This is a genomic window from Micromonospora matsumotoense (assembly GCF_900091525.1).
Classification (GTDB): domain Bacteria; phylum Actinomycetota; class Actinomycetes; order Mycobacteriales; family Micromonosporaceae; genus Micromonospora; species Micromonospora matsumotoensis.
In genome coordinates this window covers 276,732-291,466 of sequence record NZ_FMCU01000002.1, presented here as the reverse complement: position 1 = coordinate 291,466, position 14,735 = coordinate 276,732, and the positions used below count along the sequence as shown (strand labels likewise).

Annotated in this window: 14 protein-coding genes; 8 read left to right on the top strand and 6 right to left on the bottom strand. The window is 72.1% G+C overall.

Features of this window, described 5'->3' with window-relative positions; all coding sequences use genetic code 11:
* Positions 1-36: 36 nt before the first annotated feature.
* From GA0070216_RS34380 to GA0070216_RS04995, 4 genes are all read right to left on the bottom strand, one after another.
* Entirely contained in the window at positions 37-174 is a 138-nt protein-coding gene (locus tag GA0070216_RS34380) for a hypothetical protein (RefSeq protein ID WP_176738838.1), read from the bottom strand.
* A 249-nt stretch (positions 175-423) separates the two neighbouring features.
* Positions 424-621, bottom strand: a complete 198-nt coding sequence (locus GA0070216_RS05000) for a DUF397 domain-containing protein (RefSeq protein ID WP_091239638.1) — start codon at positions 619-621, stop codon at positions 424-426.
* On the bottom strand, positions 618-758 hold the full coding sequence (locus GA0070216_RS34375) for a hypothetical protein (protein WP_176738837.1): 141 nt from the start codon (positions 756-758) through the stop codon (positions 618-620). The genes GA0070216_RS05000 and GA0070216_RS34375 overlap by 4 nt, the downstream gene beginning before the upstream one ends.
* A gap of 89 nt (positions 759-847) precedes the next feature.
* Entirely contained in the window at positions 848-2,554 is a 1,707-nt protein-coding gene (locus tag GA0070216_RS04995; RefSeq protein ID WP_091239635.1) for an LLM class flavin-dependent oxidoreductase, read from the bottom strand.
* A gap of 262 nt (positions 2,555-2,816) precedes the next feature.
* Here GA0070216_RS04995 and sthA point away from each other — a divergent pair, with 262 nt between their 5' ends.
* The 4 genes from sthA (at position 2,817) to prfH (ending at position 7,610) form a co-directional block, all read left to right on the top strand.
* Positions 2,817-4,220, top strand: coding sequence for a Si-specific NAD(P)(+) transhydrogenase (sthA, locus tag GA0070216_RS04990; RefSeq protein ID WP_091239632.1), 1,404 nt, complete (start codon positions 2,817-2,819; stop codon positions 4,218-4,220).
* A gap of 149 nt (positions 4,221-4,369) precedes the next feature.
* Positions 4,370-5,581: an ROK family protein gene (locus GA0070216_RS04985; protein WP_091239629.1), complete on the top strand. Its 1,212-nt coding sequence runs from the start codon at positions 4,370-4,372 to the stop codon at positions 5,579-5,581.
* 206 nt (positions 5,582-5,787) lie between these two features.
* The gene (locus GA0070216_RS04980; protein WP_091240850.1) at positions 5,788-6,930 is read left to right on the top strand and encodes an RNA ligase RtcB family protein; all 1,143 of its coding nucleotides are present in this window, start codon (positions 5,788-5,790) and stop codon (positions 6,928-6,930) included.
* Positions 6,927-7,610, top strand: a complete 684-nt coding sequence (gene prfH, locus GA0070216_RS04975; protein ID WP_091239625.1) for a peptide chain release factor H — start codon at positions 6,927-6,929, stop codon at positions 7,608-7,610. Before GA0070216_RS04980 ends, prfH begins: the two co-directional genes overlap by 4 nt.
* Here prfH and GA0070216_RS04970 read toward each other — a convergent pair.
* Positions 7,570-8,196 (bottom strand): DUF1349 domain-containing protein, encoded by a 627-nt coding sequence (locus GA0070216_RS04970; RefSeq protein WP_091239621.1) that lies wholly within the window; start codon positions 8,194-8,196, stop codon positions 7,570-7,572. The genes prfH and GA0070216_RS04970 overlap by 41 nt on opposite strands.
* Before the next feature lie 205 nt (positions 8,197-8,401).
* On the opposite strand from GA0070216_RS04970, the gene GA0070216_RS04965 reads away from it, so the two are divergent.
* From GA0070216_RS04965 to GA0070216_RS04950, 4 genes are all read left to right on the top strand, one after another.
* A complete protein-coding gene (locus tag GA0070216_RS04965) occupies positions 8,402-9,232 on the top strand; it encodes a PIG-L family deacetylase (protein WP_091239617.1) in 831 nt (276 codons plus the stop codon).
* Between the two features lie 199 nt (positions 9,233-9,431).
* The gene (locus GA0070216_RS04960; RefSeq protein ID WP_176738836.1) at positions 9,432-11,675 is read left to right on the top strand and encodes a M4 family metallopeptidase; all 2,244 of its coding nucleotides are present in this window, start codon (positions 9,432-9,434) and stop codon (positions 11,673-11,675) included.
* Positions 11,676-11,844: 169 nt separating this feature from the next.
* Complete coding sequence (locus GA0070216_RS04955) at positions 11,845-12,972, top strand: glycoside hydrolase family 53 protein (RefSeq protein WP_091239610.1); 1,128 nt, start codon at positions 11,845-11,847, stop codon at positions 12,970-12,972.
* Positions 12,973-13,044: 72 nt separating this feature from the next.
* Positions 13,045-13,563 (top strand): hypothetical protein, encoded by a 519-nt coding sequence (locus GA0070216_RS04950; RefSeq protein ID WP_245722306.1) that lies wholly within the window; start codon positions 13,045-13,047, stop codon positions 13,561-13,563.
* Positions 13,564-13,747: 184 nt separating this feature from the next.
* On the opposite strand, the gene GA0070216_RS04945 is transcribed toward GA0070216_RS04950, so the two are convergent.
* Positions 13,748-14,491, bottom strand: a complete 744-nt coding sequence (locus GA0070216_RS04945; protein ID WP_091239606.1) for a cellulose binding domain-containing protein — start codon at positions 14,489-14,491, stop codon at positions 13,748-13,750.
* Between the last annotated feature and the right edge of the window lie 244 nt (positions 14,492-14,735).

Genomic DNA, 14,735 nt, shown 5'->3' with positions numbered 1-14,735 from the left:
GTATCGGCCCCAATGAGTCGATCAGCAGGTCCCGGGTCAGTCGTCACGCTGTCGGCCGGAGCGGCGGCCGGCGCGGGCCACCACGACGGCGGCGGCGAGGCTGAGCGCTGCGGCGCCCAGTTGCAGCAGGCCATCGAGCAGGTCGACGAGGTCGGCGAGGGGGATGGTGTCCACGGTGGCCTCCGGGGGTCGGTCCCCGCCGTCCGCGCGGTGCGGAGGCGCCCCCCGGGCCCGGTGGCGACGGCCACGGGCACCGTCACGATTATGGCACCACGTGCCGAACGCCGGCACCCCTGCGCCGCCAGGACCCGCGAACATGGCACACCGCCCAGGGCTCCTCGGACTGCTGCGCGACGGCGTCGAGGTGAACCACGACGGCGCTGTCGACGGTGCGGGCACCCCCGGCGATGACTACCGCGCCGGTCAGGACCGCGGGACTTCGGGCAGCCTGAGCACCTGAGTGAAGCTGGCCCAGGAGGCAGCGGCGAAGGCGGGGGTGGGGCCGCTGCGGTCCTTGGAGTCGCGGACACCCACCTCGGCGCCGACGAACCGCACCTCGACGCAGTTGGCGTTGTCGGAGCTGCGGGACGACTTGAACCAGTCACGGCTTGGGGTGATCACGTCATCTCCTCGGCGATCCGCCGGATCAGGGCCAGCGAGTCCTCCGAGCTTAGCGCCCGCTCCTGCGCCTCGGCGAAGGTCACGACGTAGTCGGCGACCCGGCTGGACTGGTCGATGATGTCGCTGGAGGTCAGCACCTCCTGCCAGACCAGCTCGGGCAGCCGGGCTGACGGGACTGGTCGACCGAGCGGGTCGACCAGCCGCCGGGCGAGGGTGGGCGTACCGGTCAGAGCTGCCCGGGGTAGAAGCCGTACCGGGCCAACGGTTCGACGAGGTTCTGTTCCTCGTAGGACAGATGGGACAGCAGGGTGTCGGTGAGCACGTCCACCGCCCGTTGCAGCTCGGTGAGCCGACCCGGGTCCTCGATCAGCGCGACCAGGGCCCGGTCGACGCCCTCGACGACGTCGTGGATCACCACGTGTTCCTGCGCCAGCCGGTCGATCACCGGCACCAGCCCCGGGTCGGCCCGCCGCAGGTGCGGGAAGATCGCGTCGTCCTCCAGCCCATGATGCTGGGTCACCAGCGTGCAGTACGCGGCGCAGTACGCCCCCAGCGTCCAGTTGTTCTGTCGCAGGGTCATCCGGTTGAGCACGCCCCGGGCGTCCCCGGCGGAGACCACCCCCCGCCGGACCTGGTCGAGCAGGTCGCGGATCTCGCTCAGCTCCCGACGCAGGTGGTCGTGGACGTCGACGAGGTGCCCGCCGGCGGCCTGGGCCTGCGGGGAGTAGACGTGCCCCTGCGGGGCGGGCGGGGCGACCGGCCGGGTCGACTCGTCCCAGAGCCGGTGGTCGCTGTGCCGTACCTGCGGGGCGGGCGTGGGGGTGACCGCGAGCCCGGCGATACCCCCGGCCCGGACGACCTCCCCCGGCTGCGCACCGGCCGGACGGCCGGAGCCCGCCGCCGACCCGCCCTCGCCCGACCCGGCCGGCGTCACTGAGCCCGACCCGGCCGGAGCGTCCTCGGCCGACCCGGCCGGTGCGCCTTCGCCCGCCGGCCCCGATGAACCGGCCGACCCGGCCGACCCGGGCGCGGTCGACCCGGCCCGCTCGGCGGCGACCAGTTCGCGGACGGCGGGGGCGACCTCCTGGGCGAACAGCTGGATGCTGGTGGGGTCGTCGGTGCCAAGGATGAAACCCGAGGTGCCGTGCGTCAGCACCAGGTCGGCCAGTTCCCGCGCCCACTGCTGCGGCGGCCCGTCGAGGAAACCCGCACCGGCACGGGTGAACCGGCCGGAGACGTTCAGCAGCCGCCGCACCTCGGCGGGGTCCCGCCCGGCCGCCGACGCGCCCTCGTCGACGAGCGCGTTGAGGTCTGCCAGCTCCGCCGACCCCTTCGGCAGGTACGAAAGCGACGGCAGCCAGCCGTCCGCCGTCCGCCCCACCAACCGCAACAACCTCGGCTTGTACGCGCCGACCCAGATCCCCACCGGGTGCGCCGGGGCGGGACCGCGCTTCGCGCCGAGCACCCGGTAGTGCTCGCCGTCGACCCGTACCCCGCCGCGCCGGTCGGCGGCCCACACCTCCCGGATGATCCGGATCGCCTCGTCCAGCGCGTCCACCGCCTGCCCGGGGGCGAGCCGTCGACCCCCGTTGGCCTCGATGGCGTCCCAGAACGCGCCCGTGCCGAGGCCGAGTTCGACCCGGCCGCCGCTGAGCAGGTCCAGGCTGGCGACGCTGCGGGCCAGCACCACCGGCTGCCGCAGCGGCAGGTTGAGCACGTTGCCGGCCAACCGGATGCGGCTGGTCGCCGCCGCCAGGTAGGACATCAGCGTCCAGGTGTCGAGGAAGCCCGGCTGGTAGGGGTGGTCCTGGAAGGTGACGAGGTCCAGGCCGACCTGCTCGCAGAGCCTGGCCCGGGCGACGACCTGCGCCGGCTGCCGGGCGTCGGGGGTCAGGAAGCCGCCGAACAGCAACTCGTGTCCGTAGTCGGTCATGACGCTGCCGTCACCTGATCCCCTCGTCGCGTCCCGGCGTCGCCCGTCGGCGCGTACCCCGTCGGGACGCGGCCACGGCGGTGGGCTGGGGCGACCGGCCCACCGTAGCGTCGTCCCACGGCGCTCTGCCGGGCAGTCGCGGAGTTCGGGCCGGTCAGGGTAGCAGCACCGGGCCGGTCAGCCGTCGATGACAAGGTGCTGCCGTCCGGCGCGCGACGATCACGACTGGCGGAAGTTGCGGCAGCTTGCAAGGCTGGGTGCCGTGTATGACTACGACCTGTTGGTGCTGGGCTCCGGGCCCAGCGGTCAGAAGGCCGCGATCGCCGCCGCGAAGCTCGGTAGGCGGGTCGGCATCGTGGACCGCCGCGACATGATCGGTGGGGTGTGCATCAACACCGGCACCGTCCCCTCCAAGACGCTGCGGGAGGCCGTGCTCTATCTGACCGGCCTGAGCCAGCGGGACCTCTACGGCAGCAGCTACCGGGTCAAGGAGGAGATCACCGTCGCCGACCTGGCCGCCCGGACCCAGCACGTGATCGAGCGGCAGACCGACGTGATCCGCAACCAGTTGTCCCGTAACCGGGTCGCGCTGATCACCGGCACCGGTCGGTTCGCCGACCCGCACTCGATCTGGGTGGACGGCGGCTCCGGACACGACACCCGGATCACCTTCGACAAGGCCGTCATCGCCGCCGGCACCCGACCGGCCCGGCCGGACAGCGTCGACTTCGACGACCGGACGATCGTCGACTCCGACGGGGTGATCAACCTGCAGGCCGTGCCGCGCAGCATGGTCGTGGTCGGTGCCGGCGTGATCGGCATGGAGTACGCCTCCATGTTCGCCGGGCTGGGCACGAAGGTGACCGTGGTGGAGCGCCGCGACCGGATGCTCGAATTCTGCGACGAGGAAATCATCGAGTCGCTCAAGTACCACCTGCGTGACCTGTCGGTGACGTTCCGCTTCGGCGAGGAGGTCGCCGCGGTGGAAAAGCACCAGAACGCCGCGCTGTGCATCCTCAAGAGCGGCAAGAAGATCGTCGCCGACACGGTGATGTACTCCGCCGGCCGGCAGGGGCAGACCGACGACCTGGCCCTGGACGCGGCGGGCCTGGAGGCCGACAAGCGCGGCCGGATCTCGGTCGACGAGCACTACCGCACCAGCGTGGAACACATCTATGCGGTGGGTGACGTGATCGGCTTCCCGGCGTTGGCGTCCACCTCGATGGAGCAGGGCCGGATGGCCGCGCAGCACGCCTGCGGCGAGCCGGCCCGCGAACTCCAGGAGTTGCAGCCGATCGGCATCTACACGATTCCGGAGATCAGTTTCGTCGGCAAGACCGAGGAGGAGCTGACCAACAGCTCCACCCCGTTCGAGGTCGGCATCGCCCGTTACCGCGAGCTGGCCCGGGGGCAGATCGTCGGCGACTCGTACGGCATGTTGAAACTGCTCGTCTCCCCGCAGGACGGCCGGCTGCTCGGGGTGCACGTGTTCGGCACCGGCGCGACCGAGATCGTCCACATCGGGCAGACGGTGATGGGCTGCGGCGGCACGGTCGACTACCTGATCGACACGGTCTTCAACTACCCGACCCTGTCCGAGGCGTACAAGGTCGCCGCCCTGGACGCGGTCAACAAGATCCGCAACATCACCCGGATCGACGGCTGACCCGACGCCCGGTGCGGGCTGTGCGACACGCGGGGCCCGCACCGGTGGGTGGGGACGGTCACCGGCCGGGCGCGCGAGGTGACGCACGGCGGCAGCGGCAACTACGCTCGACGGGTAGTCCGCCGCCGATCGACAGGGTCCGCCTCGTGATGCCGAAGAGTCCGACCATGGACGGGCAGTCGGCGGGTGTCAGCCGTCGCCGGAGCCTGAGCGCGCTGCTGCGGCGGGTGCACCTCGGCGGCCCGGTGTCGCGCGCCGGGCTGGCCGAGTGGCTGGGTGTCAACCGCAGCACGGTCCTGGCGCTCACCACCGACCTGGTCGCGGCCGGCCTGGTGCGGGAGGGGTTCCCCGAACTGACCGGGCGGGCCGGTCGACCGTCCCTGGTGGTCCGGCCGGCGACCGACCGGGCCTATGTGCTCGCCTTCGACATCGCGGTGGACCGGCTGGTGGCCGCCCGGGTCGGGCTGGGTGGGGAGATCCAGGACCGCCGGGAGGCGCACCGGGCCCGCGCGGGCGTCGATCTGGACACCGTGGTACGGGTGCTGGCCGACTTCGGGCGTGACCTGCACCGGACGGCGACACCGGGGGCGGTCTGCGTCGGGCTCGGCGCGTCGTACTGCGGGATGATCCGGCCCGGTGACGGGATGGTGCGGTTCGGTCCCGACCTGGGCTGGGTGGACCAGGCGTTCGGCGCGGAGCTGGGGCGTCGGCTCGATCTCGGCCTGCCGGTCCTGGTCGGCAACGAGGCCCACCTGGGCGCGCTGGCCGAGCACCAACGCGGGGTGGGCGTCGGGGTGCGCAACCTGGTCTACCTGCACGGCGACGTCGGGGTCGGCGGCGGGATCATCGTCGGCGGCGAGTTGCTCGGCGGTGACGGCGGGTACGGCTCCGAGGTCGGTCACATGCTCGTCAACCCGTACGACGGGAGGCCGTGCGGGTGTGGTTCGCGCGGCTGCCTGGAGGCGGAGGTCGGTGAGCGGGCGCTGCTCGACGCGGCCGGTCGCCCCGCCGACCTGATCGGCCGTGACGCGGTCCGCGAGGTGGTCGAGGCGGCCGATCGCGGCGAGCCGGCGGCCCGCGACGCGCTGCGGACCGTCGGCGACTGGCTGGGCATCGGGGTGGCCAACGTGATCAACCTGTTCAATCCCGGCATGGTGATCTTCGGTGGCGTGCTGCGGGAGGTGTACCGGGGCGCGGCGACGCACGTCCAGGAACGGATCGCCGCCAACGTCCTGCCGGTCTCGCGTACCCGGGCGCAGCTGCGGGTCTGTGCCCTCGGTGACGACGCCACCCTGGTCGGCGCGGCGGAACTCGGCTTCGCGCGGTTGCTCGCCGATCCGCTGGGCGTGCGGGTCGGCTGAGCGCCCGGCCGACCGGAAAACCGGTTGGCGCGACCGGTCCGGCGAGCCATGCTGGTGGGCATGACGTTCTGACGGACACCACCCCCTTGTCCCCGCAGGCCCGTGACGCCGCATCGCGCCGTCACGCCGTCCGTCGACTCCCGTTCCCGAAGTGAGCGTCCGTGCCCGAGCACCACCCCCGGCAGGGTTCCCTGCCGCAGCCGACCATGGCCACCGTCACCGTCTTCGCCTCCCCCGAGAGCTGGATCGAGTCCGACGCCGTCCGGCAGTGCCACCAGGTGGCCGCCCTCGACGGCATGCGCCACGTCGCCGCCATGCCCGACCTGCACCCGGGCAAGGGCGCCCCGATCGGCGCCGCGATGGCGTCGACCGTGCTCTACCCACATCTGGTGGGCTCCGACATCGGGTGCGGCATCGCCGTCTTCCCGATCAGCCTCAGGCGCGCCGTACCCGAACGGCTCGCCGCCCGCTTTCCCGACCTGGACCGGGCGCTGGACCCCGCGCGGGACGCCGACGATCCGGCCTGGGTCGTCGCGGCCGGCGATCCGCCCGCCGGCCACGTCGAGGGCCTCGGCACGGTCGGTCGGGGCAACCACTTCGTCGAACTGGCCCGGATCGAGACCGTCTTCGCGGCGGACCACGCGGGCCGGCTCGGGCTCGCCGCCGGCGATCTCGTGCTCATCGTCCACAGCGGGTCCCGGGGCCTGGGCGAGCGGATCCTGCGGGCACACACCGAGGCCCACGGCGCGGGGCCCGCCCCCGATCCGGCCGCCTACCTGGCGCGGCACCACGACGCCGTCCGCTGGGGTGCGCTCAACCGGCGGCTGCTGGCCGCCCGGGTCGCCCACGCCCTGGGGGCCGAGCCCACCGCGCCGATCGTCGACCAGTGCCACAACCTGGTCGAGGTCCGTGACGGCGGCTACCTGCACCGCAAGGGTGCGGCTCCGGGCGACGGCCGCGACGTGCTGGTCGCCGGCACCCGGGGCACCCGGTCCTTCCTCGTCGCCGGCCACGCGGGGCCGGCGGCCAACCACTCCGTGGCGCACGGCGCGGGCCGCAAGATGTCCCGCGCCGACGCGCTGCGTCGGGGCCGGGCCAAGCACACGGTCGCCCAGTTGCGGCGGACGCCGGTCGGTTCGCTGGTGGTGTGCGGCGACCGGCAGTTGCTCTTCGAGGAGGCGCCGACGGCCTACAAACGCATCGAGCAGGTGATCGCCGACCTGGTCGACCACGACCTGGCCACTCCCGTGGCGAGCACCGTCCCACTGGTCACCTACAAGACACCCGACCTCGGGTCCGACCTGCGACCGGCACGTCGGGACGAGCGTCGGCGGCGAGGTCGGACATGAGCGTCCACCTACTCCTGTCGGCCGGGCGGGGCCCGCAGGAGTGCGCCTGGGCGGTGGCCCGGCTGCTGGACCGGCTGGCGGCCGACGCCGCCCGGCACCGGGTGACCACCCACCGGGTCGAGACCGTCGCCGGTGACCGGCCCGCCACCTACCGCTCGGTCCTGGTCCGGCTCGCCGGGGCCGAGGCGGAGGCGGTCGCCGCCGCGTGGACCGGCACCCTGTGCTGGCAGGCCCCCAGCCCGTACCGGCCCGCGACGGGTCGGAAGAACTGGTACGTCACCGCCCGGCCGTGCCGGGTGGACACCCCGGCCACGACGTTCACCGAGGCCGACGTGCACATCGTCGCCTGTCGCACCGGGGGGCCCGGCGGCCAGCACCGGAACAAGGTCAGCACGGCGGCACGGGCGACCCACCGGCCCTCGGGCCTCGTCGTCGTGGTGGACACCGAACGGCAGTTCAGCCTCAACCGCGCCGCTGCCCTGCGGTTGCTGCGGCAGCGTCTCGCCGACGGCGACGTACGCGCCGGCCGCGCCGTCACCGCCGCCCGCCGGCGCATCCACGACGAACTCGTCCGGGGCGACGCCGTCCGGGTCGAACGTCCGCACCCGTCCGGAGGATCGGCGGCGGCCGGGGCGCGGGTCAGGAGCCGTCGCGCAGGTCGGCCAGCCGGTCGCGGGTGAAGTGGATGTCGTCGAAGGTGACCCGGCAGCCCTCCCCGGTCGGCGACTGCGCCTCGAAGCCGATCGTGGTGGCGGTAGCCGCGCCGTCGACGGTGAAGTACCTGACCATCCGCCAGGTCCGCCCGTCGACCGAGGCGTGGTAGGCGAAGGCGTGGTCGATCCGGGACACCCGCAGCCACACCGTACGGGCGTCGACGACGAAGGCGTTGGCGTCGTCGGCGACACCCCGGCCGACCACCGAGACGATCATCGGCTCACCGTCGGGGGAGAACTCGAAGCAGAGCTTGCCCCAGTGCCGCTCGTCGACCCAGAGCAGCAGCACCCCGGCGTCGTAGGTCGCCGCGAAGTCGACGGTGACCCGGGCGCTGAACTGGAAGTCGCCGTCCGGGGGGAGGCCGAGCAGGGTCGCCGCGGTGAGCGTCGGCTCGGCGTGGAGCGGGTCGCCCGCCGCCGGGTCGATGAAGATGTCGCTGCGCGGGGCCGCCGACCCGGTCACCACACCGTCCGCCTCGGCGATCGTCCACGCCTCCTCGGGAGACGGTGACAGGACGAACGGCAGACCCGGGACGTTCCAGGTGGTGGTCATGACGTCCATTATCTGCCCACGCCCCGACGCGCGTGTCCCGGCGGTGCGTCCGGGTGCGTCGGTGCGCGAGCGGTGGGGCACCCGGACCGGCCGACGACACCGACGCTCCGGGGCGGGTTGTCCGGGCGGCGACGATCGGCCGAGGCCCCGCTCCCTCACCGGGCCGGTACCGACCGTCGTCGGTCGGGACGCCTAGGGTGAGGACATGGCTGAGCGAGGTCTGACCCTGATGGCGGTGCATGCGCACCCCGACGACGAGGCAACGAGCACCGGTGGCGTGCTGGCCCGGTATGCGGCGGAGGGCATCACCACGGTGCTGGTGACCTGCACCGACGGGCGGTGCGGCGACGGTCCCGGCGGGGTCAAGCCGGGTGAGCCGGGGCACGACCCGGCGGCGGTGGTGGCGATGCGGCAGGAGGAGCTGGAGGCCAGCTGCGCGGCGTTGAAGGTCAGCCACCTGGAGACGCTCGGCTACGCCGACTCCGGGATGATGGGCTGGCCGAACAACGAGCTGCCCGGCGCGTTCTGGACCACGCCGGTGGTGGAGGCGGCGGACCGGCTCGCGGAGCTGATCCGCCGCTACCGGCCGGACGTGGTGGTCACCTACGACGAGAACGGCTTCTACGGCCACCCCGACCACATCCAGGCCCACCGGATCACCATGGCCGCCGTGGCGATGACCGACATCCCGGCGAAGGTCTACTGGACCACCATCCCGCACACCGCGTTCGCCGAGTTCGGCCGGGTGATGAAGGAACTCGGCGTCGAGTGGGCCGAGCCGGACGCGGGGGACGCACCGGGGCCGCAGCTCGGTCTGCCCGATGACGAGATCACCACCTGGGTGGACACCAGCAGTTACGGCACGCAGAAGTTCGACGCGCTGGCCGCCCACGCCAGCCAGACCGAGAACATCTTCTTCCTGCGGATGGGCCGGGACCGGTTCGTCGAGCTGATGGGTCGGGAGACCTTCGTCCGGGTCCGCGACACCACCGGGGCGGCGCTGCCCGAGGACGACCTGTTCGCCGGATTGCGCTGACGGCGCGAGCGGGTGTTGCCGGGGTGTTCCGTCCGTAACAGGGATGGAACACCCCGGGCACAACTCGTCGGTCATAACATCGCCCGGATGGGCAACTCGGTATGAATAGCCATCGACAACCGTCTTCCCAGACTCTCCACAGCCGACGATGATCTCCATATCGATGGATGCGAGAGCATCTCGGATCGGGGAGGTCAGTTTGAGATCAGCCCTAGCGCTGGCCGGCGTCACCATGCTGGTCGGCAGCGGTCTCGTGGTCACCACCACGAGTGTGTCCGCAGCCCCACCCTCCACCCCGGGGCCGGCGCTGGTCGCCGCCGCCGACACCGCCCTCAAGGATCACGCCGGCGCCGTCAGGTCCTCGGCGAAGGACCGCTACGCCGTGCACAGCAGCCGGCGGGACGCCAAGGGCGGCGGCGCGGTCCGCTACACCCGCACCTACGACGGGCTGCGCGTCTACGGCGGGGACTTCGTGATCCGCACCGAGGCCGACGGCGACTACGCGGGCAGTTCGGTCGGCCTGGCCGCTCCGTTGACCCTCGCCACCACCCCGAAGGTCAGCGCGGCGAAGGCGCGCAAGGCGGCGACCGCCGCGTTCTCCGGCAAGGTCACCGGCACCGGGGCGGCGGAGCTGTTCGTCGACGCCAGCAGCGGCACCGGCCGACTCGCCTGGGAGACCGTCGTCACCGGCTGGGCCCCGGACGGGCAGACCCCCTCCAAGCTGCACGTGATCAGCGACGCGCTCACCGGCGCCCGGATCGGCTCGTACGACGAGATCGAGTCCGTCGTCGGCACCGGCAACAGCGTCTACTCCGGCCCGGTCGCGGTCAACACCACGCTGTCCGGCTCGACCTACAGCATGATCGACCCAGCCCGGGGCAACGGTCGGACCTGCGACATGAACAACGGCACGTCGACCTGCACCACGTTCACCGACGCCGACAACGTGTGGGGCACCGGGGCAGCCTCGAACCGGCAGTCCGCCGCGGTCGACGCGCACTTCGGCGCGGCGGCGACCTTCGACTACTTCACCAACGTGCACGGCCGTAACGGCATCTTCGGCAACGGCACCGGCGTGCCGAGCCGGGTGCACTACGGCAACGCCTACGTCAACGCCTTCTGGGACGGCGCGCAGATGACCTACGGCGACGGCGCGGGCAACGCCAAGCCGCTGGTCTCGCTCGACGTGGCCGGCCACGAGATGTCCCACGGTGTCACCGAGAACGTGGTGCCCGGCGGCCTGACCTACTCCGGCGAGTCCGGCGGCCTGAACGAGGCCACCAGCGACATCTTCGGCAACATGGTGGAGTTCTACGCCAACACCACCGCCGACCCGGGCGACTACCAGGTCGGCGAAAAGATCAACATCAACGGCAACGGCACCCCGCTGCGCTACATGTACAACCCGACGCTGGACGGCTCCTCGCACGGCTGCTGGTCGAGCAGCACCAACAGCATCGACGTGCACTACTCGTCCGGCGTGGCCAACCACTTCTTCTTCAACCTGGCCGAGGGCTCCGGGGCTACCTCGTACGGCACCTCACCGCTGTGCGGCTCGGCCCCGCCGGTGACCGGGATCGGCCGGGGGAAGGCGGAGAAGATCTGGTTCCGCGCCCTGGACGCGTACTTCGTCTCCAACACCCGCTACGTGAACACCGCCCAGCCGACCAACACCGCGCGGCTGCACACCCTGTCGGCCGCCACCGACCTCTACGGCCTGTGCTCCACCGAGTACAAGGCGGTGATGGCCGCCTGGACCGCGGTGAACGTGACCGGCACCGAGTCCTGCGCCGCCAACGACTTCTCCGTCTCGGTCGCCCCGACGACGCTCACCCTCAACCCGGGTACCTCGGGCACCGCCACGGTCTCCACCACGGTCGTCCGGGGCACCGCCGAGACGGTCACCTTCTCGACCGGCCCGCTGCCGGCCGGGGTGACCGTCTCGTTCAGCCCGACGTCGGTCACCGCGGGTGGGTCGACCACGGTCACGGTCAGCGCCGCCGCCACTGCCGGCAGCGGCACGGTGGCGATCACGGTGGTGGGCACCTCGCCCTCGATCGCCCGGACGGCCACCCTGAACCTGACGGTGAACGGGCTGCCGGGCTGCTCCGGCACGAACGGCACCGACGTCACGATCGCCGACAATACGACGGTGGAGAGCGCGATCGTGATCAGCGGCTGCGCGGCGACCCCGTCGACCGCGAGCAAGGTCGAGGTGCACATCGTGCACACCTACATCGGTGACCTGGTGGTCAGCCTGGTCGCCCCGGACGGCAGCGTGTACACGCTGCAGAACCGCTCCGGTGGCAGCACCGACAACATCGACCAGACGTACACCGTGAACCTCTCCTCGGAGGCGGCGAACGGAAGCTGGCGGCTGCGGGTCCAGGACACGGCGAGCCTCGACACCGGTTACGTCAACAGTTGGAGCCTGAACCTCTGACCGTGACACAGCGGGCGGGTCATCCGGGTTCCCGGGTGGCCCGCTTCGCGTTGCCGGCACGGAGTCGACCGCCCCGCACCCCGCTATAGTCATGGTTGTCGATTTGTGCCGCCGTCGGTGACGCCGGGCAGGTCACCCCACCACCACCCCCACCACCGAGGAGGTCCGGATGACTCCGTACCGCTCCCGCCTGCGGGCCTGGGCCGTCGCGTTCCTCGCGGCGGTCGCCCTGCCGGCCACCCTGCTCGGCCCGCCGGCACCGGCGGCGGCCGCGAACACCCTGACCATGCTCGGCGCGGACGTCTCCTCCGTGCAGCGCAGCCTGGACCTCGGGGCGCGGTACTACGACGCCGGCGGCACCGCCCGCGACCCGCTCGACATCCTCAAGGGCGTCGGCGTCAACTACGTCCGGCTGCGGGTCTGGAACAACCCGGCCAGCGGCTGGAACAACAAGGCGAAGGTGCTGGCGTACGCGAAGACGGTCAAGGCCAAGGGCCTCAAGCTGATGATCGACTTCCACTACTCCGACACCTGGGCCGACCCCGGCAAGCAGTACAAGCCGGCGGCGTGGGCCAACCACGGCATCGGCCAACTCCAGACCGACGTCTACAACTACACCTACGACGTGTGCACCAGCCTGCGCAACCAGGGCACCACACCGGACAGCGTGCAGATCGGCAACGAGATCAACGTCGGCATGCTCTGGAACGACGGCAAGGTCGTCAACAACGACTTCACCAACCTCAGCCTGCTGCTCAAGGCCGGCTACCAGGCCACCAAGCAGTGCAACGGCGGCACCCAGGTGATCATCCACACCGCCAACTCGGACAGCATGGACCACGCCCGCTGGTTCTACGACGGCATCCGCGCCAAGGGCGTGCAGTGGGACCTGACCGCGCTGTCCTACTACTGCATGTGGCACGGCACGCTGACCAACCTCTACAACGTCATCACCGACGTCCGTTCCCGGTACGGCAAGCCCGTCGTGCTCACCGAGACGGCGTACCCGTTCACCGCGGCGAACGCCGACAACGAGGCGAACGCGATCAACGGTGGCGAGCCCTGCGCGGGCCACCAGGCGAGTTGGAGCGGCCAGGCCACCGAGTTCTCCTGGGTGCAGGACACCGCCCGCAACGCCGGCGCGATCGGGGTCTTCTACTGGGAGCCGACCTGGTACGCGGTGCCCGGCAACGGCTGGGACCCGGCGAACATCAACGGCACCGGCAACCAGTGGGACAACATGGCCATCTTCAACTGGACCGGTCGGGTGAACCCGAGCATCCGCTGGCGGCCGTAGGCGTCACCGGCGCCGGCCGGGGCGCTCCGGCCCGGCCGGCACCGGCCACCTCGGCGTCCCCCCGGGTGGCACGTGCCCACTGAGACGGACGTGGTGATCGTCGGGGCCGGGCACTACCCTGGCGCGGTGCGATACCACGAGTGCGAGGCGGCCATCCGCGAGTTGGTCGACGCGGCCGACGAGGACGCCCTGCGCACCTTCGGGTTGTCGACCATCACCCGCCTGGTTCGGGCCGACCTGCTCGTCGAGGCCGGTGAGGACGACCTCGACGAGGACGCCTGGGCGGCGCTGACCACCGCCCGGGAGCACATCGCCTCGGCCGACGCGACCGAACTGCGCGCCCACCTGAACCGCATCGACGAGGGCATCCTCGCCGGGGGCGACATGGACCCCGGACTGTTGATCGTGCTCTCGGCGCTGGAACACTGGACCACCTACCGGGAGGAGCAGCGGCGGGGCGAGCTGTACGAACTCGCCATCCGCTCCCTCGAGGAGGTCGACTACCGGGTCCCGGCCGCGCTCGACGACTTCCTGGCCACGCCGGAGATGGCCGCCGAGTACGCGCGGATCACGGAGTCGCTCCCCGCATGACGCGCGGTAGCCGCACCTCGTCGACCGGTCCTTCTGGATCACCGGGGATCGGCACGGTCAGCGCCGCCCGGGCCACCGACCGGCGTGCCGCCACCCGGCGGACGGCAGCACGCCGGTGCGGACCCCGCTGCGGCCTGTTCGGCTCCGACCGGCACGTCCGCCACCTGCCGGTCGGAGCCGACGGTCACCGGCCGCAGGTCAGCGTCAGCCCGCCGGTCACCGCGCTGGTCCAGACGAGCATGCCGAACGTCGTGCCGCCACCCGGCGTCAGCGTCCCGTTGTAGGAGGCGTTGCGCACCGTGACGTCGGCACCGGAGGTGCTGGCCACCCCGTTCCAGAGCGCCGAGATGCGTTCGTCACCGGACCACCGCCAGGTGACCTGCCAGCCGTTGAGCGTCTGCTGGGACGTGTTGCGCACGCTGACGGTGGCGGCGTATCCGCCGGTCCACCGGTTGTCGATGGTGACCGTCGCCTGACACGCCGCCGACGAGACGGCGAGGGTCCGTACCGGCCCGCTGACCACGTACGGGTCGTGCTTGTCCCCGGCGCTGAACCGGAACCAGTACTCGCTGTCCGGGGTCAGTCCCCCAACGGTCAGGTCCCCGTACCGTTCCGGGCCGGACACCGCCGAGGCCACCGGGTTCCGCCACGCCGTGGCGTCCTCCCGGCTCGCGAAGAGGACGACGGTGATCGGCGGGTCGTATCCGCACGGCGGGCTGAGGAGCATCGAGTACCGGATGGTGATGCTCGTGGTGGTGGCCGACAGGAACTGACCGGAGACCGGCAGCGCCGGGGGACACGTGTAGGTGGGACCGGGCGTGGGGGTGGCCGCCGGGGCCGGTTGCGCCTGGGCGCCGGTGAGCGTGCCGGCCCAGCCGGCCAGGGTCAGGGTCGTGGTCGCCAGCACCACGCCGAACGTGCGGAGCATCCGTACCTCCGAGGGGTTGCGGGGGCACCGGCGGCCGGGACAGGCTTGAGGTGCCGGATTCGGGACTGTCGTGAGGTGCTGCGCGACCGTCGGCTGTCGTAACCGGGTGGACGCCGGACGACGGCCGGCCACGATCGATGGACGAGGGCGACCTGCCCGACGGCGGCCCTAACCGGTGGTCACCGTCGCGGACTGCCCGGCGCGGGGTGGCGCGGCCACCTCGCGTGTCCGACGGATCGGCGCA